The 19,618-nt window shown below is 69.7% G+C and carries 14 protein-coding genes; 7 read left to right on the top strand and 7 right to left on the bottom strand.

Annotated features, from left to right (window positions below):
* Window positions 1-2 precede the first annotated feature (2 nt).
* Window positions 3-896: a tRNA glutamyl-Q(34) synthetase GluQRS gene (gene gluQRS, locus DIE23_RS12940; protein WP_124612482.1), complete on the top strand. Its 894-nt coding sequence runs from the start codon at window positions 3-5 to the stop codon at window positions 894-896.
* A gap of 256 nt (window positions 897-1,152) precedes the next feature.
* On the opposite strand, the gene DIE23_RS12935 is transcribed toward gluQRS, so the two are convergent.
* The 4 genes from DIE23_RS12935 to purT form a co-directional block, all read right to left on the bottom strand.
* The gene (locus DIE23_RS12935) at window positions 1,153-2,700 is read right to left on the bottom strand and encodes a DEAD/DEAH box helicase (RefSeq protein WP_124612481.1); all 1,548 of its coding nucleotides are present in this window, start codon (window positions 2,698-2,700) and stop codon (window positions 1,153-1,155) included.
* A gap of 432 nt (window positions 2,701-3,132) precedes the next feature.
* Window positions 3,133-3,516 carry an MliC family protein gene (locus DIE23_RS12925; protein WP_124612480.1) on the bottom strand — a complete coding sequence of 128 codons (384 nt, stop codon included), beginning with the start codon at window positions 3,514-3,516 and terminating at the stop codon, window positions 3,133-3,135.
* An 82-nt stretch (window positions 3,517-3,598) separates the two neighbouring features.
* Complete coding sequence (locus DIE23_RS12920; protein ID WP_124612479.1) at window positions 3,599-3,793, bottom strand: DUF6726 family protein; 195 nt, start codon at window positions 3,791-3,793, stop codon at window positions 3,599-3,601.
* Window positions 3,794-3,811: 18 nt separating this feature from the next.
* Complete coding sequence (purT, locus tag DIE23_RS12915) at window positions 3,812-5,026, bottom strand: formate-dependent phosphoribosylglycinamide formyltransferase (protein ID WP_124612478.1); 1,215 nt, start codon at window positions 5,024-5,026, stop codon at window positions 3,812-3,814.
* 216 nt (window positions 5,027-5,242) lie between these two features.
* On the opposite strand from purT, the gene DIE23_RS12910 reads away from it, so the two are divergent.
* Window positions 5,243-5,788 (top strand): META domain-containing protein, encoded by a 546-nt coding sequence (locus DIE23_RS12910; RefSeq protein ID WP_124612477.1) that lies wholly within the window; start codon window positions 5,243-5,245, stop codon window positions 5,786-5,788.
* Window positions 5,789-5,977: 189 nt separating this feature from the next.
* Entirely contained in the window at window positions 5,978-10,873 is a 4,896-nt protein-coding gene (locus tag DIE23_RS12905) for a DNA translocase FtsK (protein ID WP_124612476.1), read from the top strand.
* 110 nt (window positions 10,874-10,983) lie between these two features.
* Here the strand turns inward: DIE23_RS12905 and DIE23_RS12900 are convergent, their stop codons facing one another.
* Entirely contained in the window at window positions 10,984-12,231 is a 1,248-nt protein-coding gene (locus DIE23_RS12900; RefSeq protein ID WP_124612475.1) for a lactonase family protein, read from the bottom strand.
* Window positions 12,232-12,397: 166 nt separating this feature from the next.
* Between DIE23_RS12900 and DIE23_RS12890 the strand changes: the two genes are divergently transcribed.
* Complete coding sequence (locus DIE23_RS12890) at window positions 12,398-14,227, top strand: glycoside hydrolase family 15 protein (protein WP_124612474.1); 1,830 nt, start codon at window positions 12,398-12,400, stop codon at window positions 14,225-14,227.
* Window positions 14,228-14,439: 212 nt separating this feature from the next.
* Window positions 14,440-15,924: a polyhydroxyalkanoate depolymerase gene (locus DIE23_RS12880; protein ID WP_124612472.1), complete on the top strand. Its 1,485-nt coding sequence runs from the start codon at window positions 14,440-14,442 to the stop codon at window positions 15,922-15,924.
* Window positions 15,925-16,021: 97 nt separating this feature from the next.
* Here DIE23_RS12880 and DIE23_RS12875 read toward each other — a convergent pair whose 3' ends face one another.
* The gene (locus tag DIE23_RS12875) at window positions 16,022-16,654 is read right to left on the bottom strand and encodes a TetR family transcriptional regulator (RefSeq protein WP_124612471.1); all 633 of its coding nucleotides are present in this window, start codon (window positions 16,652-16,654) and stop codon (window positions 16,022-16,024) included.
* A gap of 156 nt (window positions 16,655-16,810) precedes the next feature.
* On the opposite strand from DIE23_RS12875, the gene rsxB reads away from it, so the two are divergent.
* Window positions 16,811-17,800: an electron transport complex subunit RsxB gene (rsxB, locus tag DIE23_RS12870; RefSeq protein ID WP_124612470.1), complete on the top strand. Its 990-nt coding sequence runs from the start codon at window positions 16,811-16,813 to the stop codon at window positions 17,798-17,800.
* Window positions 17,797-18,441: an endonuclease III gene (gene nth / locus DIE23_RS12865; RefSeq protein ID WP_124612469.1), complete on the top strand. Its 645-nt coding sequence runs from the start codon at window positions 17,797-17,799 to the stop codon at window positions 18,439-18,441. Before rsxB ends, nth begins: the two co-directional genes overlap by 4 nt.
* A gap of 104 nt (window positions 18,442-18,545) precedes the next feature.
* On the opposite strand, the gene DIE23_RS12860 is transcribed toward nth, so the two are convergent.
* Window positions 18,546-19,475 (bottom strand): DMT family transporter, encoded by a 930-nt coding sequence (locus tag DIE23_RS12860; protein WP_124612468.1) that lies wholly within the window; start codon window positions 19,473-19,475, stop codon window positions 18,546-18,548.
* Between the last annotated feature and the right edge of the window lie 143 nt (window positions 19,476-19,618).

Here is a 19,618-nt window from a genome sequence, read left to right as displayed (position 1 = left end):
CGATGAACGGCTACCGCGGCCGCTTCGCGCCGTCGCCCACCGGCCCGCTGCATTTCGGCTCGCTGGTCGGGGCGCTCGCGAGCTGGCTCGACGCGCGCGCGCACGGCGGCGCGTGGCTCGTGCGCATCGAGGACATCGACGGCCCGCGAACGGTGCCCGGCGCCGCCGACGACATCCTCGCGACGCTCGCGCATTTCGGCATGACGCCCGACGAGCCGCCCGTGTGGCAAAGCACGCGCGAGGCCGCCTATGCGGCCGCGCTTGAACGGCTCGTCGCCGCGGGGCGCGTGTATCCGTGCGGCTGCACGCGCAAGGAAATCGCCGACTCGCTGCGTGCCGCGCACGAGCGCCACACGACACTCGCGTACCCGGGCACCTGCCGCACCGGCCTGCACGGCAAGCCCGCGCGTGCGTGGCGGCTGCGCGTGCCGGACGGCGACGCCGCGATCGTCACGTTCGACGACCGCTGGCAGCACATGCAAGCGCAGAACCTCGCGACCGAGGTCGGCGATTTCGTGCTGAAGCGCGGGGACGGCCAGTGGGCGTATCAGCTCGCGGTCGTGGTCGACGATGCCGACGCGGGCATCACGCAAGTCGTGCGCGGCGCCGACCTGCTCGATTCGACCGCGCGCCAGATCTACCTGCAGCGCTGTCTCGGCGTGCCGACGCCCGGCTACCTGCACGTGCCGGTCGTCGTCGATGCGAACGGCGAAAAGCTCAGCAAGCAGACGGGCGCGATCGCGCTCGAACGCGACGATCCGCTGCCGGCGCTGCGGGCCGCCGCGGCGCATCTCGGCCTTTTGGCCGATGGCGACCCATCGGGCGATACGATGGATGCGTTCTACGCGGCCGCGACCGATGCGTGGGCGCGTCGCTTCGGGCCACGCGCCGGTTGAGTCGATCGCAGGACAGCGGTTCGTATCGACCGCGTTCCTGCACCCGTCAGCCCGAGTTGACCGGAACTGCACGCCCGCTGACGACACAGCACCGAAGCGCCCCCCCGGACCGCCCCTGCTCCGCGCGGCAAGCCATCACCCCTCGCGCGCGCCTTCGCAAATTCTCGCGCCCAACAAAAAACGGGCACATGCCCATCGCATGCACCCGTTTCCGCGGCAGCGCTCGCGCGCCGCACCGACCGCCTGAACCGCCCGCTTATGCCGACGGCTTGCGCGGCATCCCGAAGCCGCCGAGCAGCGCGGCGACCTGACGCTTCGGCCCCTTCTTCTCGGGCTGCTGCGCGGCCTTCGTCTCTTCCGGCTGTTTCGCCGGCGCCGACGGTACGTACGGCTTCAGGAAGAAATCGTCGACCGGCGCCTCGTGACGACGGTGATGGCCGCCACGCTCGGAACCGCCCGAACGACGCCCCGACGCACCGCGATGCTCGTCGCGCTCGCGACGGCCGCCGCGTTCGCCGCCGCGCTCCCCCCCGCGATCGCTGCCACGCTCGTCGTGACGATGGCGCGCCGGCTTGTCGAGCGCGAGCGTCTGCACGTCGAGCGGACGCTTGATCAGCTTTTCGATATCGGCGAGTTGCTTGCGCTCGTTCGGGCTGCACAGCGACAGCGCATCTCCCGTCGCGCCCGCGCGGCCCGTACGGCCGATCCGGTGCACGTAGTCTTCCGCGTTGAACGGCAGGTCGAAGTTGATCACGGCCGGCAGTTCGGCGATGTCGAGACCGCGCGCGGCCACGTCGGTCGCGACCAGCGCCTCGATCTCGCCGCGCTTGAACGCGTCGAGGGCCTGCATCCGCTCGATCTGCGTCTTGTCGCCGTGGATCGCCGATGCGACGACGCCGTCGCGCTCGAGGTTGCGCGCGAGCCGGCTCGCGCCGATCTTGCTGTTGCAGAACACGATCACTTGCTTGAGCCCGCGATCGCGCAGCAACTGCACGACGGCCGCCTGCTTGTCGCCTTCGGCGACGTCGTAGACGATTTGCGTAACGTTCGCGTTGGTCGAGTTGCTGCGTGCGACCTCGATCGTCTGCGGGCTGCGCAGGTAGGTCGACGCGAGCTTCTTGATTTCGCCGGAGAACGTCGCCGAGAACAGCAGCGTCTGGCGGTCCTTCGGCAGCAGGTTCAGGATGCGCTGCAGGTCGGGCAGGAAGCCCATGTCGAGCATCCGGTCGGCTTCGTCGAGCACGAGGATCTGGACCTGGCCGAGGTTCGCCGTCTTCTGCTGCACGTGGTCGAGCAGGCGGCCCGGCGTCGCGATCAGGATCTCGACGCCGCGGCGCAACTCGGCCATCTGCGGATTCATGTCGACGCCGCCGAACACGACCGCGCTGCGCAGCGGCGTGTGCTTCGCGTACGCATGCACGTTCGCGGCGACCTGGTCGGCAAGTTCGCGGGTTGGCGTGAGGATCAGCGCGCGCACCGGGTGGCGCGCCGGGGACGCGCTCGTGTTGGCCTGCGGCAGCAGCCGCTGGATGATCGGCAGCGAGAAGCTCGCGGTCTTGCCGGTGCCCGTTTGCGCGGCGCCCATGACGTCGCGGCCGGCGAGCACTACCGGAATGGCCTGCGCCTGAATCGGCGTCGGCGTCGTATAGCCCTGCTCCGCAATGGCTTTCAGGATATCGGCGGCAAGGCCGAATTGATCGAAGGTTGCGTCGGCTGGCTTGGCGACAGAATCGGACATGGTGGCGTTTCGCTCAAAAGGCGCGGCGGGGACATCGTGCGTCAGGCCGGCCGGGCCTGCGCTCATCACATTTCGGAAGTAGACGGAGCCGCGGCGCGCCGCGCGGCGCCGCTCTGGCGCTCGGGACCGGTTCGATTCGAACATCGGGCGCCACAGGCCGTGCGGACTCCGTTCGGCGCGAATGCCGGCGGAAAGGGCCGTATTGTAGCACTGCGCAGCAATCTGTCCGTGACAACGCCGCGAACGGCCCCGATGGCGGTTCGCGGCGGGCGCCAGCAGGCCGGGCGCGGGCGGTGCGTCGAGCGATCGGGCTATCCCGATCGGCTGATGGTGAATATCAGGGGTCAAATCTCGACCACCCCCGTCGGAAAGTCAGCAGGCGGCCAACGAGCGCGATCGCTGCCCGCCCCACCGTCCTGTCCAAGGTCGAACCCGGCGGCCCGCACCGATCGCGGCGATCGGCACGCTCGCATGACTACCCGATCGCGTGCGCAGCGCTCAACCCTTCTTCTTTTTCTTCTTCTCGACCTGCACGCAGTCGCCAAGCAGCGGTGCCGCATTCTGGTCGGCGATCTCGTCGCGCAGCGTCCCTTCCTTGCCCTTCGTCCACCACGTATAGCGTCCGGCCTCGTAGCGCGCGCCCGACGCAGAAACGGTATCGACGAACAGCAACTGCTGCCCGTTGACCGGCACCAGCGCGAAGCTCTGGCCGTTGCCCGCGCGCCAGTACGACACGCGCACCGGCTGCTTCTGGTTCGCGCACTGATAGAGGGTCTGCACGCGCGAATCGGCGTCGATCTCCTCGACGGTCAGTTGCGCGGCATGCGCAACGGAAACGGCGGCGCCGGCCAGCGCGAGCGCGGCGAAGGTTTGGCGAATCATGCAGGTCCTCTCACGAGACGGATGGAGGCGCGCCCTCGCGGGACGCGCGGTTATCGTTGGTTATGGGTTAACGGTTCGCCGGTCAGGGATCGATGACGTCGGCGCACGCGTCGGTCGGCGCGGCCGCGACATGGCCGACGACCGGCACGATCTTCAGCCCGGCCGATGCGATCCGGCACGGCGCGGCCGCGAGGCCGCACCCCGCAAGACTCGCGACGAGCGCCAGCGCGGCGCCCAGCTTGCCGATACGGCCGATCCGCCGCCATGTCGACACCATCGCGCTCTCCTGGCCGGATCAGCGCGCCGACACGGGCCGTACGGCCGCCGCGGCGCGCTTCGCGCGTTCGCGGGCTTCGTCGACGGTCGCGCCGGTCGCGAGTGCGACGCCCATGCGCCGCTTCGCAAAGCTTTCCGGTTTGCCGAACAGGCGCAGGTCGGCGCCCGGCACGGCCAGCGCGTCGCGCACGCCCTCGAACGCGATGCCGCGCTCGTCGAGCCCGCCGTAGATCACCGCCGACGCGGCCGGCGAGCCGAGCGTCGGATCGACCGGCAGCCCGAGAATCGCGCGCGCGTGCAATTCGAACTCCGACTGGCGCTGCGACGCGAGCGTCACGAGGCCGGTGTCGTGCGGCCGCGGGCTCACCTCGGAGAACCAGACTTCGTCGCCGCGCACGAACAGCTCGACGCCGAACATCCCGCGCCCGCCGAGCGCTTCGGTCACCTTGTGCGCGATCTCGCGCGACTTTTCAAGCGCGACGGCGCTCATCGGTTGCGGCTGCCAGGATTCGACGTAGTCGCCCGCCACCTGCACATGCCCGACAGGCTCGCAGAAGTGGGTACGCGTCTCGAGCGTCGCCGGGTCGATCGCGCGCACGGTCAGCTGCGTGATCTCATAGTCGAAATCGATGAAGCCCTCGACGATCACGCGGCCGTGGTTCACGCGGCCGCCCGCCATCGCGTAGTCCCAGGCGGGCTTCACGTCGGCTTCGGTCCGCACGACCGACTGCCCCTTGCCCGACGACGACATCACCGGCTTCACGACGCACGGCATGCCGATCTTCGCGACGGCCGCGCTGAACGCGTCGAACGACTCGGCGAACGCATACGGCGAAGTCGCCAGCCCGAGCTCCTCGGCCGCGAGGCGGCGGATACCTTCGCGGTTCATCGTGAGCTGCGTCGCGCGTGCGGTCGGGATCACCTCGGCGAGGCCGGCCGCCTCGATCGCCGCGAGCGCATCGGTCGCGATCGCCTCGATCTCCGGCACGATCAGGTGCGGACGCTCGGCCTCGACGACCGCGCGCAGCGCGGCGGCGTCGGTCATGTCGATCACGTGCGCGCGATGCGCGACCTGGTGGCCCGGTGCGTCCGGATAGCGGTCGACCGCGACGACTTCGACGCCGAGCCGCTGCAACGCGATGATGACTTCCTTGCCGAGTTCGCCCGCGCCGAGCAGCATGACGCGCGTGGCCGAGGGTGAAAGCGGCGTACCGAGCCGCTGACCGATCTGCATGTGATTTCCCGCTGGTTCTGTTGGAGGACGAAAACGGCTTCGATGTTAACACGCGCACCCGTGCCGGTCCGGCCGGTTTCGTCGCGTCGCCGCTCCGCCGCGCGAGGCTCGCGGGCGGGTTGCGAACGTTTTCACGCGCGAAGTGTCGGCTCGCCTCGCGCGGGGCGGGTGCGTTACTCTTACGCCTTGATCAGAATCCGATGAGGAACGAGGCTCATGTCCCACCTGTCCGCCGCCGCACGCGCACGCACCGGCCTGCTTCGCCCGTTGCGCGCGCCGCTCTGCGCGTTGACGCTTGCCACGCTTCTCGCCGCCTGCGCGATGCCGACCCACCCCGATTCCGCCGCCCCCGCACCCGACCCGTACAACCCCGCCGCCGTCCAGCTGCTCGACGACACGACCTGGGAACTCACGAGCTGGGTGAACGCCGACGGCACGCCACGCACGATTCCGCATGGCGACAACGGCGAGCCGATCAAGCTCGCGCTGTCCACCGAATCGGGCGTCCGGCGCGCCAGCGGCTTTTCGGGCTGCAACCGCTACATGGGAACCTACGCGCTCAAGAACGGCCTGCTGAGCTTCGGGCCGCTCGCCGGCACGCGCATGGCATGCCCGAACGCGCTCGGCGGCCAGCTCGAACACGCGTACCTCGATGCGCTCGCGCACATCGAGAAGACCGGCGTGCAGATGCGCGAGCCGCAGCAATTGCAGATCGTGACCGAAGCCGGCGCGACGCTGACCTTCACGCGTCGGAGCCCCTGATGCTGCGCGCGGGCGAAGGCCGACCGGCCGCCTTCGCCGCGCGCGAATCCCGGACGCCTGCATCGCGCTGCCTGGAAGCGCTTCGACGCCTTCATGCTGCCTTGGCGTCCTGTCAGTCTTGTTCGCCGGCCGGTTAAACTCGGCGGGTCGCGCACCGCGCTCCCCGCCCTCTTCCTGTTTCATCAAAGCATGCACACGGTTGTCTTCGGCTGGTTCGGCATCTCCGCCGTCTGGTTCCTCCTTCTCATCTGGCGTCTCGTTCAGGCGATGCTGCCCGGCGGCGGCGGACTCGCCGGCCGCGGCTCGATTCGCCTGTGGCTCGGCTTCGCGGCCGTGTTCATTGCAAGCTGCGCGCTGACGAGCCCGCTGTCGGGCCCCGACACGAATGCGCTCGGCCACGCGCTCTCGAACGGCTTCGCGCATGTGCTCGGCCCGATCGGCACACCGGTCACGATGGTCGTGCTGTTCTTCGCGGGCCTGCCATGGCTGACCGGCATCGGCTGGCGGCAGTTCGCCGCGTGGGTCGACACGTCGTTCGGCGTCAAGCTCGCGCGCGACGTCGGCGACGACGACGTGCGCGGCGTCGCCGACCTGCCGCGCAGCGCGCTGCATCGCGACGACGACATCGTGCAGCCAACCACCGCCCATACCGTCAACTCGATGGCGCCGCGGCAGAACGGCCGGTATTCGCGCCCGACGTTGTGGAAACCCGATCCGCAGGCCCGGCCGAAGCCACGCAGCCAGGCAGCACCGCGTCCGCTCGCGGAGCCGGTCGCGCCGTCGGGCTGGCTGAAGCCGACGTCGGCCACGCGCATGTCCCCGCCGCCCGCACCGGGCACGACGAGCGCCATGCCGCCTCCGACGACCGGCAGCACCGCCAGCCTCGCGCGCGCCGCCGCGAACGCGCAAGTGCCGCGCCCCAGTCCGGCCCCGCTTCCGGCCGGGTTCGAGCCCGTTCGGCCGCAACCGACCGCCGCGCGACCGGCCGCAGCCGCACTGAAGCAGCCGGCCGCGCAGCGCAGCGCGGTCACGCCACGCCCGGTCGCCGCGACGCCGCCGCGTACGCCCGCGCGCCCGGTGACGGGCGCCGGCGCCGCCGGCCAGTCGCCGGATGCGGCACGACGCCGCCCCGCGCCGCCGCCCCCCGCACGCGCGCCGCTCTACGCGTGGGTGCAACAGCCCGCGGAGCCGATCACGCCGGCGCCGAGCGTTCACGACACGCTGCGCTCGATCGAGGCCAGTACCGCGCAGTGGGCGACGCTGGACGATGTGCTGTCGACCGATGCATCGCCGGCGACGGCCGCCGCGGCGACCGTGGCTGGCGCGGTTGCAGCGGCAGGCAGCGTGGCCGCGTCGGCATCGCCGGCCGTACCGGCCGGGGCCCTTCCGGTTGCGCACCCGGCCGCGCCCCGCGACGCCGGCCGTCCGGATGCGCGCGAAGCTGCGCCGGCATACGACGACGCGCCGATCGTGCTGGATGCGTTCATGCCGGCCGAGCCGAGCGTGCGCATCGATACGGGCGCCTCGGCGTTCGGCGAGGCCGTGCGGCATGCCATGCCGGATCTCGGCGTCGAGACCGATGCGCCGACGCGTCATGCGGACGGCGAGCAACGGCATGGCGCCGATGCGCCTGCCGCGCCGGCATTCGATGCCCCGATCGACTTTGCACCATGGGAAGACATCGTCAGCCAGCCGGTTTCCGGACTCGGCGCGTCGCACGAAAGCCCGATTGCGGCGCCGCTGTCGGACGCGGATGAGCCGGTGGCCGCGAGCGCGGCTGTCGATACGCCTTCGGCCGCCGTCACGTCGACGGCAAGCGCCATCGGCCGTACCGTCGATGCGAAGGATTCGGCAACGGCCGCCGGGATCGTCGGCCAGGCCCAATCTCAATCTGCGGCGCTTGCCGATACCGCGGCATCGGTCCATACGAAACAAGGCGCGCACGCGACTCAGGACGTTGTGAACCTTGTTCAGCAGGTCACGCCGACCACTCCCCTCCCCGCTTCGCCGATCGCGGCAACGCCGGCGCGGCCGCTTGCCGATACGATGCCGGTCGCCGCACCGACGACGGTCTCCGTGGCCCTGTCGGATACGGCACCGGCCGGCGTCGTGACGGGAACGACCTGGCATGCAGCAACAAAGCACGCCGGCGAAACCGCACCGTCGCCTGCAGGCACGCAACGCGCGACGCCGCCGGCACCGGCGAGCACGTCGAACAGCACACCTGTCGCCGCGACGCAGTCATTTGTCGACATGACGAGCACGGCCTCCGATTCGCTGTCGCAACCGGCTGCATCGGCTGCATCGGCCGCGTCCGTTGCATCGGTTGCGCCGTCCGCGCCGGCGGGTGCCACGGGCACCGCATACGGTTCCAGCGATCGCGTGCCGGCTGTGGCATCGTCGGCGATCGGTACTACGGGTCCGGCATCGGGCACGGTCACGCCGGCGCCCGCACCGACGACGCCTGCCAACACGCATTCAACGGGTGCCGCCGTCCTGCCCACCGCGCAACCGTCCGCGCCAGCGGCCACGTCTGCGCCGACGCATGCGACCGGTGCCTTCGGTCTGACCGCGGCACGACCTCTTGCGTCCGCGCCGGGTACAGCGGCGGCGACCTCCGTCCTGACGTCCACGACGAGCACGTCCGGTCCGGCCACCGCGCAACCTTTCGGGTCCACACCGGCCGCAGCAGCCGCGACATCTGTCCCGACGTCCGCGGCAGGCGCTTCCAGCCCGACCGCGGTGCAGCCTCTCGCACCCGCACCGTTCGCCGCGGCCGCGACGTCTGCGACGGGCGCCTCGGGCATGACCGCCACGCAGCCGTCCGTGACCTCACCCGCGTCGACCGGCACGTCCCTCGGCGCAACCGCATCGCAACCGCCACAAAGCATACCGGTGTCGCCTGCCGACTCGTCTTCCGCGCCGTCGGGCAGCGGATTTGCCGCAACGTCGACCGCATCGGCGATGCCTTCGGCAGCACCGACGAACCGTACGCCTGACACTTCGTCGATCGGCGCACCGGCCACGCCGACCGCGCAAACGGCAACCGGCACCGCGCCTACCGCCGCCGTCGTCCCGGCACCGTCGTCCGGGGCACTTGCCCCGACGAGAACGGTCGCGACCGCAGCGACAGTTGAGACCGCTGCGACCGCCGCGTTCGGCGGCACGCCTGCCGCGACAAATGGCGCGCTGGCCTCCTTCGCCGCAACCGCCGCCGCGACGGCACCGGCCGCGCCCCCGACTTCCGCGCCCCCACCGGTGCCGGCATTGCCGACGTTCTCCGCGCCGGGCGGATCCATCGACACCGCGACACTGGCGCAATCCATCGCGTCCGCACCGGTGCCACAGACCCAGCCGTTCACCCCCCCGCCTGCTCCCGCCGCTGCGCCGGCAAGCTGGTCAATGCCCGGCGCCGGCGCGACGCCCACGACAACCGGCACCGCCATCCCGGCCGTCGCGACCGCGCCGCTTCCGGCCGCAACGCCTCCGGAAGCCACCGTGCCGCCGGCACCGGCGGAATCGATCACCCCGGCCCCCGACGCATGGGCCGCTTCCGCCCGCCCGCCGCGTCCGAACGCGTTCGAATTCCACGCACCCGCATCGTTCAACGTCGAACTGCCGACGCTCGACCTGCTCGAGCCCGCCTCCGACGACATCGAAACAATCACCGAGGAACACCTCGCGCAGACGGCCCAGGTGATCGAACAGCGCCTGCAGGAGTTCAAGGTGCCGGTGACGGTGGTCGGCGCATCGGCGGGCCCGGTGATCACGCGCTTCGAGATCGAACCCGCGCTCGGCGTGCGCGGCAGCCAGATCGTCGGCCTGATGAAGGATCTGTCGCGCGGCCTCGGCCTCACGTCGATCCGCGTCGTCGAGACGATTCCCGGCAAGACCTGCATGGGCCTCGAGCTGCCGAACGCGAAACGCCAGATGATCCGCCTGTCGGAGATCCTCGAATCGCGCCAGTACCAGCATTCGGCGTCGCAGCTGACCATCGCGATGGGCAAGGACATCACCGGCCACCCGGTCGTCACCGATCTCGCAAAGGCGCCGCACATGCTGGTCGCTGGCACGACGGGTTCGGGCAAGTCGGTCGCGATCAACGCGATGATCCTGTCGTTGCTGTACAAGGCGGCGCCCGAGGACGTGCGCCTGATCATGATCGACCCGAAGATGCTCGAGCTGTCGGTCTACGAAGGCATCCCGCACCTGCTCGCGCCGGTCGTCACCGACATGAAGCTCGCGGCGAACGCACTGAACTGGTGCGTCGGCGAGATGGAGAAGCGCTACCGGCTGATGTCGGCCGTCGGCGTGCGCAATCTCGCGGGCTTCAACCAGAAGATCCGCGACGCGGAGGCGAAGGAAAAGAAGATCGGCAACCCGTTCTCGCTGACGCCCGACGATCCCGAGCCGCTGTCGAAGCTGCCGCTGATCGTCGTCGTGATCGACGAGCTGGCCGACCTGATGATGGTCGCCGGCAAGAAGATCGAGGAGCTGATCGCCCGTCTCGCGCAGAAGGCGCGCGCGGCCGGCATCCACCTGATCCTCGCGACCCAGCGTCCATCCGTCGACGTGATCACCGGTCTGATCAAGGCGAACATCCCGACGCGCGTCGCGTTCCAGGTGTCGTCGAAGATCGACTCGCGCACGATCCTCGACCAGATGGGTGCCGAATCGCTGCTCGGCCAGGGCGACATGCTGTTCCTGCCGCCGGGCACGGGCTACCCGCAGCGCGTGCACGGCGCGTTCGTCGCGGACGAGGAAGTGCACCGGATCGTCGAATACCTGAAGCAGTTCGGCGAGCCGCAGTACGAGGAAGGCATTCTCGACGGCCCGGCCGCCGACGGTGCGACGCAGGACCTGTTCGGCGACGCGCCGGATGCGGAAGCCGATCCGCTGTACGACGAAGCGGTCGCGTTCGTCGTGCGCACGCGGCGCGCGTCGATCTCGTCGGTGCAGCGGCAGCTGCGCATCGGCTACAACCGCGCCGCGCGCCTCGTCGAGCAGATGGAAGCGGCCGGACTCGTGTCGCCGATGGGCATCAACGGCAGCCGCGAGGTGCTCGTGCCGGCCGCGGCCGACTGAGCATGGCGGCCGCACGGCCGCCGACGAGCGAGACGGGCGCCCCGCGCAAGCGGCCGCCCGAACGAACAAGGGCGCTGCCTCGGCAGCGCCCTTTTTTCATTGGCCGCGATTTACTGCGCCACCGGCACCAGCTTGAAATCGACCGGGCTGCCGAGCGCCACCTTCTGCGGATTCGCGCCGAGCCGCCCCGTTTCGACATCGCGGCTGAACACGTAGAACGTATCGCTGTCCTGGTTGCCGACGATCAGCCACTTGCCGGTCGGATCGATCAGGAATTCGCGCGGCGTCTTGCCGAGGCTCGACTGGCGCCCGACGGTCTTCAGCCGGCCATCGGACTGGTTCACCGCGTAGATCACGATGTCGTTCACGTCGCCGCGGTTGCTCGCGTACAGGAAGCGGCCGTCCGGCGACAGGTGGATCGCGCCGCCGCCGACCTTGCCCTTGAAGCCCGCCACCGTCATCGGCAGCGTCTCGACCGGCGTCAGCTTGCCGTCGTGGTAGCCGAACACCTCGACCGATGCGTTGAGTTCGCTCGTCACGTACGCGAAGCGGCCGTCGGCGCTGAACACCATGTGACGCGGGCCGGAGCCGGCCTTCACCGGCGTGTAGCGCGTGTCGGTCGGGCTGAGCAGCCCGCGGCTGCCGTCCACCGTGTAGCGGTAGCCGTAGATCTTGTCCGCGCCGAGGTCCTGCACGAACAGGTAACGGCCATCGGGCGAAAACACCGTCGAGTGTACGTGCGCGCCGTCCTGGCGCCCCTTCACGGGCCCCGTGCCTTCGTGATGCACCGTCAGCACGGCCGGGCCGACCGCGCCGCCGTCGCGGAGCGGGAACACGGCGAAGCTGCCGCCCGGATCGGCCGCGACCGAGTAGTTGGCCGTGACGAGGTACTTGCCGTCCGGCGACAGCGCGAGATAGCAAGGATCGTTCCCTTCCGACGACACGCGGTCGATGAACGTGAGCGCGCCCGTCTTCGGATCGAAGCCAAACGCGCTGACGCCGCCGCGCTGCGTGGCCGGCCCGTTGTCGCCGGGCAGTTCGTTGACCGCGTAGACGGTGCGACCGTCGCGGCTCGGCAACAGGTAGGACGGATTCACGGTCTTCGCCGACGACACGGGCGCGACGCTGCCCGTCTTCGTATCGAAGCGGTACACGTAGATCCCGTCGCTGCCGTGCCCCGTATAGGTGCCGACGAGCAGGTTGTAGACGCCGTCGGCCGGTGCCGGCGATTGTTGTGCAAAGGCGTGGGTCGCGGACAAGGAAAGCACGATCGCGAAACCTTTCATCCAGTGAGCGAGCCTAAGCGGGAACCCTCGTGTCGAAGCGCGCGCGTCATGCTCGCGTAATCGGTTGGGCATTGAATCCTCCTTGCATCGAGTCGCTTCAAGTGTTGAGATAGGACGAAACGCCGGCCGTTCATGCGCTCCGCCGCCCGGCCGAGTATACGGGGCGCGACGCCGGCGCGTGAAGTCCGGGCGCCGCAGCCTGCTTTGTGAACTCGAATAACCCAAGGACCGCTTGCCCATGCCCGCCCTGATCGAAGACTACGCCCTCGTCGGCGACGGCCACACCGCCGCGCTGATCTCGAAAGACGGCTCCGTCGACTGGCTGTGCTGGCCCCGCTTCGATTCGGGCGCCTGTTTCGCGGCGCTGGTCGGCACGCCCGAGCACGGCCGCTGGCTGCTCGCGCCGGCCGCCGACGCCGCGATCACGCACACGACGCGCCGCTATCGCGGCGACACGCTGATCCTCGAAACCGACTACGAAAGCGCCGACGGCGCCGTCACCGTGATCGACTTCATGCCGCCCGGCAACGGCTGGTCCGAACTGGTCCGGATCGTCGTCGGCCGCCACGGCACGATGAAGATGCGCATGGAACTGGTGTTGCGCTTCGACTACGGTTTCTCGATCCCGTGGGTCACGCAGCTGACGCGCGAGGACGGCATGAAGGCGATCGCCGGCCCCGATACCGTGGTGCTGCGCACGCCGGTGCCGCTCACCGGCAAGAACCTCCATACGCTTGCGGAATTCACGGTGAGCGCCGACGAGCGCATCCCGTTCTCGCTCAGCTATGCGGCGTCGCACCTGCGGCTGCCGCCCGCGCGCGATCCGCTGTCGATGCTCGCGCGCACCGAGAACTACTGGCTCGAATGGTCGGGCCGCTGCCAGGTGCAGGGCCGCTACGCGGCCGCCGTGCGCCGTTCGCTGATCACGCTGAAGGCGCTCGCGTACGAGCCGACCGGCGGGATCGTCGCGGCGCCGACCACGTCGCTGCCCGAGAAGATCGGCGGTAACCGCAACTGGGACTACCGCTACTGCTGGCTGCGCGACGCCACGATCACGCTGCTCGCGCTGATGCGCGGCGGCTATTACGACGAGGCGCGCGCATGGCGCACGTGGCTCGGCCGCGTGATGGCCGGCTCGCCGGAGCAGATCCAGATCATGTACGGGATCGCGGGCGAGCGCCGGCTGCCGGAAATGGAGCTCGACTGGCTGCCCGGCTACCAGGATTCGAAACCGGTGCGCGTCGGCAACGGCGCCGCGAACCAGCTCCAGCTCGACGTGTTCGGCGAAGTGATGGCCGCGCTGCACCTCGCGCGCGTGGGCGGCCTGCAGGCCGACGACACGGTATGGTCCGTCCAGTGTTCGCTGCTCGACCATCTCGAGAAGATCTGGCGGGAGCCCGACGAGGGCATCTGGGAGACGCGCGGCGGCCGCCGCCATTTCACGTTCTCGAAGGTGATGGCGTGGGTCGCGTTCGACCGCGCGATCAAGTCTGCGGAGATGTTCCGGCTGCCCGCGTCGCTCGACCGTTGGCGCGCACTGCGCGACCAGATCCACGCCGACGTGTGCGACAACGCATGGCATGAAGGCAAACAGGCGTTTGCCCAGAGCTACGGCAGCGACGAGCTCGACGCGAGCGTGCTGCTGCTGCCGCTGCTGGGCTTCCTGCCGCCGGAAGACCCGCGCATCGTCGGCACGGTCGAGGCGGTCGAACGGGAATTGCTGCACGACGGCCTCGTGATGCGCTACCGCACGACCGAGTACGACGACGGTTTGCCGCCCGGCGAAGGCACGTTTCTCGCGTGCAGCTTCTGGCTGGTCGACAACTACGCGCTGCTCGGCCGGATCGACGAAGCGCACCGGTTGTTAAGCCGGCTGCTCGCGCTGTCCAACGACCTCGGGCTGCTCGCCGAGGAATACGACCCGGTCGAGGGCCGGCTCGTCGGCAACTTCCCGCAGGCGTTCTCGCACGTGGCGCTGGTGCATACCGCGATGAACCTGATGCACCACGAAGAGGCGATGGCGCGCGCGGCCGGCCAGCCCGCGCCGGCCGTGGCGACGGGGCGCTGACCGGGGGGTGGATCGGCTTCTTCAGAGATCGTCAATTCGCAAAAGGTTGATGAAAAATCGGGGAAATGTTGCATTGCAACATCCGTCGTTGTCCGATATGATCGACTCGATTGTCCGGCTGCACTGCAACATGGCCGGTCGCTGACCCACACGGCACGCCGCGACGCCCCACGCCGCCCTTGCGCACCGTCCCCCACGCGGGAGTAGTCTGCATGCTTTACCAATTGCACGAATTCCAGCGGGCGATGCTGAGCCCGCTCACGGCCTGGGCCCAGGCCGCTTCCAAGTCGTTCGCCAACCCGTCCAGCCCGTTCTCGCTGATGCCCGGCGCGACGCGGATGGCCGCCGCGTACGAACTGATGTACCGGCTCGGCAAGGATTACGAGAAGCCCGAATTCAACATTCACCAGATCGTCAAGGACGGCCACAACATCCCGATCGTCGAGCAGACGATCGTCGAGAAGCCGTTCTGCCGGCTGCTGCGCTTCAAGCGCTATTCGGACGACGCCGATGCCGTCACGCAGCTGAAGGACGAGCCGGTCGTGCTGGTCTGCGCGCCGCTGTCGGGTCACCACTCGACGCTGCTGCGCGACACCGTGCGCACGCTGCTGCAGGATCACAAGGTGTACATCACCGACTGGATCGACGCACGGATGGTGCCGGTCGAGGTCGGCCCGTTCCACCTGCACGACTACATCGCGTACATCCAGGAATTCATCCGCCACATCGGCGCGCGCAACCTGCACGTGATCTCCGTGTGCCAGCCGACCGTGCCGGTGCTCGCGGCGATCTCGCTGATGGCGAGCCGCGGCGAGGACACGCCGCTCACGATGACGATGATGGGCGGGCCGATCGACGCGCGCCGCAGCCCGACGTCGGTGAACTCGCTCGCGACGCAGCACTCGACCGCGTGGTTCGAGAACAACGTGATCCACACGGTGCCCGCGAACTATCCGGGCGAAGGTCGTCACGTGTATCCGGGCTTCCTGCAGCACACGGGCTTCGTCGCGATGAACCCGGAGCGTCACGCGCAATCGCACTGGGACTTCTACCAGAGCCTGCTGCGCGGCGACGAGGACGACGCCGAAGCGCACCGCCAGTTCTACGACGAGTACAACGCGGTGCTCGACATGGCCGCCGAGTATTACCTGGAGACGATCCGCGTCGTGTTCCAGGAGTTCCGGCTCGCGGAAGGCACGTGGGATGTCGCAGGCGAACGCGTGCGTCCGCAGGACATCAAGCACACCGCACTGATGACGATCGAGGGTGAACTCGACGACATCTCGGGCAGCGGCCAGACGCACGTCGCGCACGAGCTGTGCACGGGCATCCCGCAGGACGATCGCCGTAGCCTGACCGCCGAGAAATGCGGTCACTACGGGATCTTCTCGGGCCGCCGCTGGCGCACGATCATCTACCCGCAGCTGCGCGACTTCATCCGCGAGCATGCGCCGGAACCGAAGAATGGCGCGACGAAGGCGCCCGATGCGCCGGCCACGACGACGCTCGCTGCCGTGCCGACCGCCAAGCCGCAGCCCGAAGCGACGGCGCGCGCGACCGCCGCGAAGCGCACGCGCGCGAAGGCACCGGCCGCGACGGTTGCGCCCGCCAGGACGGCCGCCGCGAAGGCCGCACCGGCCGCAAAACGCGCGGGCAGCACGCGCGCCAAGCCCGCTCGCACGCGCAAGGCCGCCTGACGCGCCGCCGCGTTCCGACGCAAAAACGCCGCCGTTGCTTGCGCACGGCGGCGTTTTTTTATCCGGCCGCGGGTGGGCCGCGCGTCGGCGCGTCGGTTCAGCGTCGCAACAGATACGCGAGCAGCACCTCGGTGTTCATCCTGACCATCTCCGCGCGCTCGTCGGCTTCGCTGAAGTCGCGGCCGAGCGTCGCGGCGAGCGTGAAGCGGTTCGACACGATGTAGTAGCCGAGCCCCGACAGCGTCACGTAGAAGTGCAGCGGATCGACGTCGCTGCGGAACAGCCCGGCCTTCTGGCCACGCATCAGCACGTTGCCGAGCTTCGCGACGATCGGCGACATCATCTCGCGGATCCGCGTCGACTTGTGCAGGTAGCGCGCTTCGTGCAGGTTCTCGTTGTTGATGAGCCGCAGCAGCTCCGGATGATCGCGGTAGTAGTCCCACACGAAATGCGCGAGCCGCGTGACGGCCTCGACGGGCGCGACGCCATCGAGATCGAGCACGCGCTCGGCCTCGGTCAGCGCGGAAAACGCGTGTTCGAGCACGGCTGTAAACAGCTGCTCCTTGCTGCCGAAGTAGTAATAGAGCATGCGCTCGTTGGTTTCGGCCCGGCGCGCGATCTGGTCGACGCGTGCGCCGAACAGCCCTCCACTCGCGAACTCCTCGGCTGCCGCCATCAGGATGCGGCGGCGTGTACCTTCAGGATCTCTTTTGATTTTTGGCTGATTCATGGTGGCGTTTTGCTATGTGAGCCGCGTGATCCGGACCGGCACCCCCACCGCCTCGGCGCCGGCTGCCCTGGAACGAGCGCGCCGCGTGCGGCCGCCCTCCTGCTGAGCCCCTGCAAAAAAGCGGTTCGATTATGCGCACAGACAGCGTCCAGCGCAATGCGGGAAATCGGCGATAATCAAGGTTTGGCAAACCTTTCCGGCCGCGCCAGACGCGGCCGAGAGCCATTCGACGCTGCTGCGCCCGTTGTCACCGTGACCGATTCCAAGACCCTCGCGGATCGCATCGAAGATCTGCTTCCCCAGACGCAATGCACGAAGTGCGGCTATGACGGCTGCCGTCCGTACGCCGACGCGATCGCCGCCGGCGATGCGAACTACAACCAGTGCCCGCCCGGCGGCGCCGAAGGCATCGCACGCCTCGCGAGCCTGCTCGGCAAGCCCGTGATCCCGCTGAACCCCGTCAACGGCACCGAGCATCCGCGCGCCGTCGCATTCATCGACGAAAGTCTGTGCATCGGCTGCACGCTGTGCATGCAGGCGTGCCCGGTCGACGCAATCATCGGCGCACCGAAACAGATGCACACGATCATCGAATCGCTGTGCACGGGCTGCGACCTGTGCGTGCCGCCCTGCCCGGTCGACTGCATCGCGATGGTCCCCGTGACCGACGAGCGCACCGGCTGGGACGCGTGGTCGCAGGAACAGGCGGACGCCGCGCGCGAGCGCCACGACCGCCGGCTCGCCCGCCAGCGTCGTGAACGCGAGGCCGCCGAGGCGCGCGCCGCCGCCCGCCGCGCGGCCAGCGCCGGTGCGGCCAAGGCTGCGCCGGCCGCGGCACCGCCTGGCGCGCCGAGCGCGGCCCCGGCCGACGACGCCGACGCGAAGAAACGCGCGATCATCGCCGCCGCGCTCGAACGCGCACGCAAGAAGAAGGAAGAACTGTCCGAGCAAGGCGCCGGGCCGAAGAACACCGAAGGCGTGAGCGCGGCCGTGCAGGCGCAGATCGACGCGGCCGAAGCCCGCCGCAAGCGGCTCGCCGAACAGCAGGCACCGCGCGACGCCGATGCCGCCGGCGACCATCCCGACGATCCGAACAACGGCGACCGGAACGGCACGACCGCGCCGCCCGACAAGAACCGTCCATGAACGCCACGAAACGACGCGCGATCTACGAAACGCTCCAAAGCCTCAATCCGCATCCGACCACCGAGCTCGAATACACGACGCCGTTCGAGTTGCTGATCGCGGTGATGCTGTCCGCGCAGGCGACCGACGTGTCGGTCAACAAGGCGATGCGCAAGATGTTCCCGGTCGCGAACACCCCGCGACAAATCGTCGCGCTCGGTGAAGAAGGCGTCGCCGACTACATCAAGACGATCGGCCTGTACCGCACCAAGGCGAAGAACGTCGTCGCGACGTGCAATATCCTGCTCGAACGCTACGACGGCGAGGTGCCGGCCGATCGCGAGGCGCTCGAGAGCCTGCCGGGCGTCGGCCGCAAGACCGCGAACGTCGTGCTGAACACCGCGTTCGGTCAGCCGACGATCGCGGTCGACACGCACATCTTCCGCGTCGCGAACCGCACGGGGCTCGCGCCGGGCAAGGACGTGCGGGCCGTCGAGGCCGCGCTCGAGAAGTTCACGCCGAAGGAATTCCTGCAGGACGCGCATCACTGGCTGATCCTGCACGGGCGCTATGTGTGCAAGGCGCGCAAGCCCGAATGCTGGCACTGCGTGATCGAGCCGCTGTGTGAATTCCGGCCGAAGACACCGCCGCCGAACGAGTGAGCGCGAGCCGCGGCTGACGCACCGTATGCGGCCGCTCGAGCCGCGCGCGGCACGACCCGCGGACGCCGCTGCGGCACCCGCGGCTGTCCCCTTCCCCATTCCCGCTATGCGTTGGACGTCGCCGTCGCGTCGTCGGCCGCCGCGCCGCCCGCGCGCACGAGCGCCAGCACGGCCGCGAGGATCGCGACGCCGCCGATCCACTGCAACGGCGACAGCGCCTCGCCGAACAGCAGCGCCGCGAGCGCGACCGTCACGACCGGTTCGAGCGTCGACAGCATCGACGTGCGCGCGGCGCCCAGCCGCTCGAGCCCGGCGAAGAACGCGAGCATCGCGGCGACCGTCGACACCAGCGCGATCGCAAGCATCGACGCCCAGCCGGCGGCCGTCGCCGGCCAGCGCGGTGGCGCGCCGAACGCCGCGGTCCGCACGATCGCGATCGCGACGAGCGTCGCGGTCGCCGACAGGCAGATGATGGCGGTCGTCGCGAGCGGATCGACGCCGCGCGTCGCCTTCGTGCCGCCGACGATGTACAGCGAATAGATCACCGCGGCGGCCAGCGCGAGTGCGATGCCGAGCGGCTCGCCGTGGCCGCCGCCGACCATCAGCGCGGAGCCCGCGACACAGAGCACGAGCGCGATCGCCTTCGCGCGCGTGAGGCGCTCGCCGAGCCGCCACGCGGCCAGGAGCGTGACGAAGGCCGGGTACAGGTACAGCAACAGCGCGACGAGGCTCGCCTGCGCATGCTGGAGCGCGCTGAAATAGCAGAACGACTGCCCGACGTAGCCGAGCGCCCCCATCGCCACGAGCGGCGCAAGCGTGCGGCCGCGCGGCCATGCGACGCGGCGGTGCCGGGCGATCGCGGCGAGGATCGCGCCGCCGATCGCGAAGCGCACGATCAGCAGCCCGAGCACGTCGACGCCGCCCGCATAGGCATAGCGGCCGAAGATCGCCATCGCGCCGAAGGCGGCGGCGGACAGCGCGACATAGAGCGCGCCCTGCAGCGCGGCGGACGATGAGCGGGCGGTGGCGGACATGATGGAACGGTGCGAGCGCGACGACGGGAATCGTCGGAGTGTAGCGGCGCGGCGGCCGGCGGCCTAGCCCGCGCTTACCCGTTGGCACCGCGCCGCGCCCCGCGCACGCTGGCTGCGGCCGGCGTCGCCACGATGCGCCACGG

The sequence above is a fragment of the Burkholderia sp. Bp9143 genome (assembly GCF_003853645.1).
Lineage (GTDB): Bacteria > Pseudomonadota > Gammaproteobacteria > Burkholderiales > Burkholderiaceae > Burkholderia.
The sequence above is the reverse complement of the archived record's forward strand: the minus strand, read 5'-3'. Positions and strand labels throughout refer to the sequence as shown.

Coding starts and splice junctions, on each gene's coding strand:
- DIE23_RS12875 (WP_124612471.1), bottom strand. CDS start 16,654: ATGAATCAGCCAAAAATCAAAAGAGATCCTGAAGGTACACGCCGCCGC.
- DIE23_RS12920 (WP_124612479.1), bottom strand. CDS start 3,793: ATGGTGTCGACATGGCGGCGGATCGGCCGTATCGGCAAGCTGGGCGCC.
- DIE23_RS12890 (WP_124612474.1), top strand. CDS start 12,398: ATGCCCGCCCTGATCGAAGACTACGCCCTCGTCGGCGACGGCCACACC.
- DIE23_RS12935 (WP_124612481.1), bottom strand. CDS start 2,700: ATGAGCGCAGGCCCGGCCGGCCTGACGCACGATGTCCCCGCCGCGCCT.
- DIE23_RS12900 (WP_124612475.1), bottom strand. CDS start 12,231: ATGCCCAACCGATTACGCGAGCATGACGCGCGCGCTTCGACACGAGGG.
- DIE23_RS12925 (WP_124612480.1), bottom strand. CDS start 3,516: ATGATTCGCCAAACCTTCGCCGCGCTCGCGCTGGCCGGCGCCGCCGTT.
- purT (WP_124612478.1), bottom strand. CDS start 5,026: ATGCAGATCGGTCAGCGGCTCGGTACGCCGCTTTCACCCTCGGCCACG.
- nth (WP_124612469.1), top strand. CDS start 17,797: ATGAACGCCACGAAACGACGCGCGATCTACGAAACGCTCCAAAGCCTC.
- DIE23_RS12905 (WP_124612476.1), top strand. CDS start 5,978: ATGCACACGGTTGTCTTCGGCTGGTTCGGCATCTCCGCCGTCTGGTTC.
- DIE23_RS12880 (WP_124612472.1), top strand. CDS start 14,440: ATGCTTTACCAATTGCACGAATTCCAGCGGGCGATGCTGAGCCCGCTC.
- gluQRS (WP_124612482.1), top strand. CDS start 3: ATGAACGGCTACCGCGGCCGCTTCGCGCCGTCGCCCACCGGCCCGCTG.
- DIE23_RS12910 (WP_124612477.1), top strand. CDS start 5,243: ATGTCCCACCTGTCCGCCGCCGCACGCGCACGCACCGGCCTGCTTCGC.
- DIE23_RS12860 (WP_124612468.1), bottom strand. CDS start 19,475: ATGTCCGCCACCGCCCGCTCATCGTCCGCCGCGCTGCAGGGCGCGCTC.
- rsxB (WP_124612470.1), top strand. CDS start 16,811: ATGCGGGAAATCGGCGATAATCAAGGTTTGGCAAACCTTTCCGGCCGC.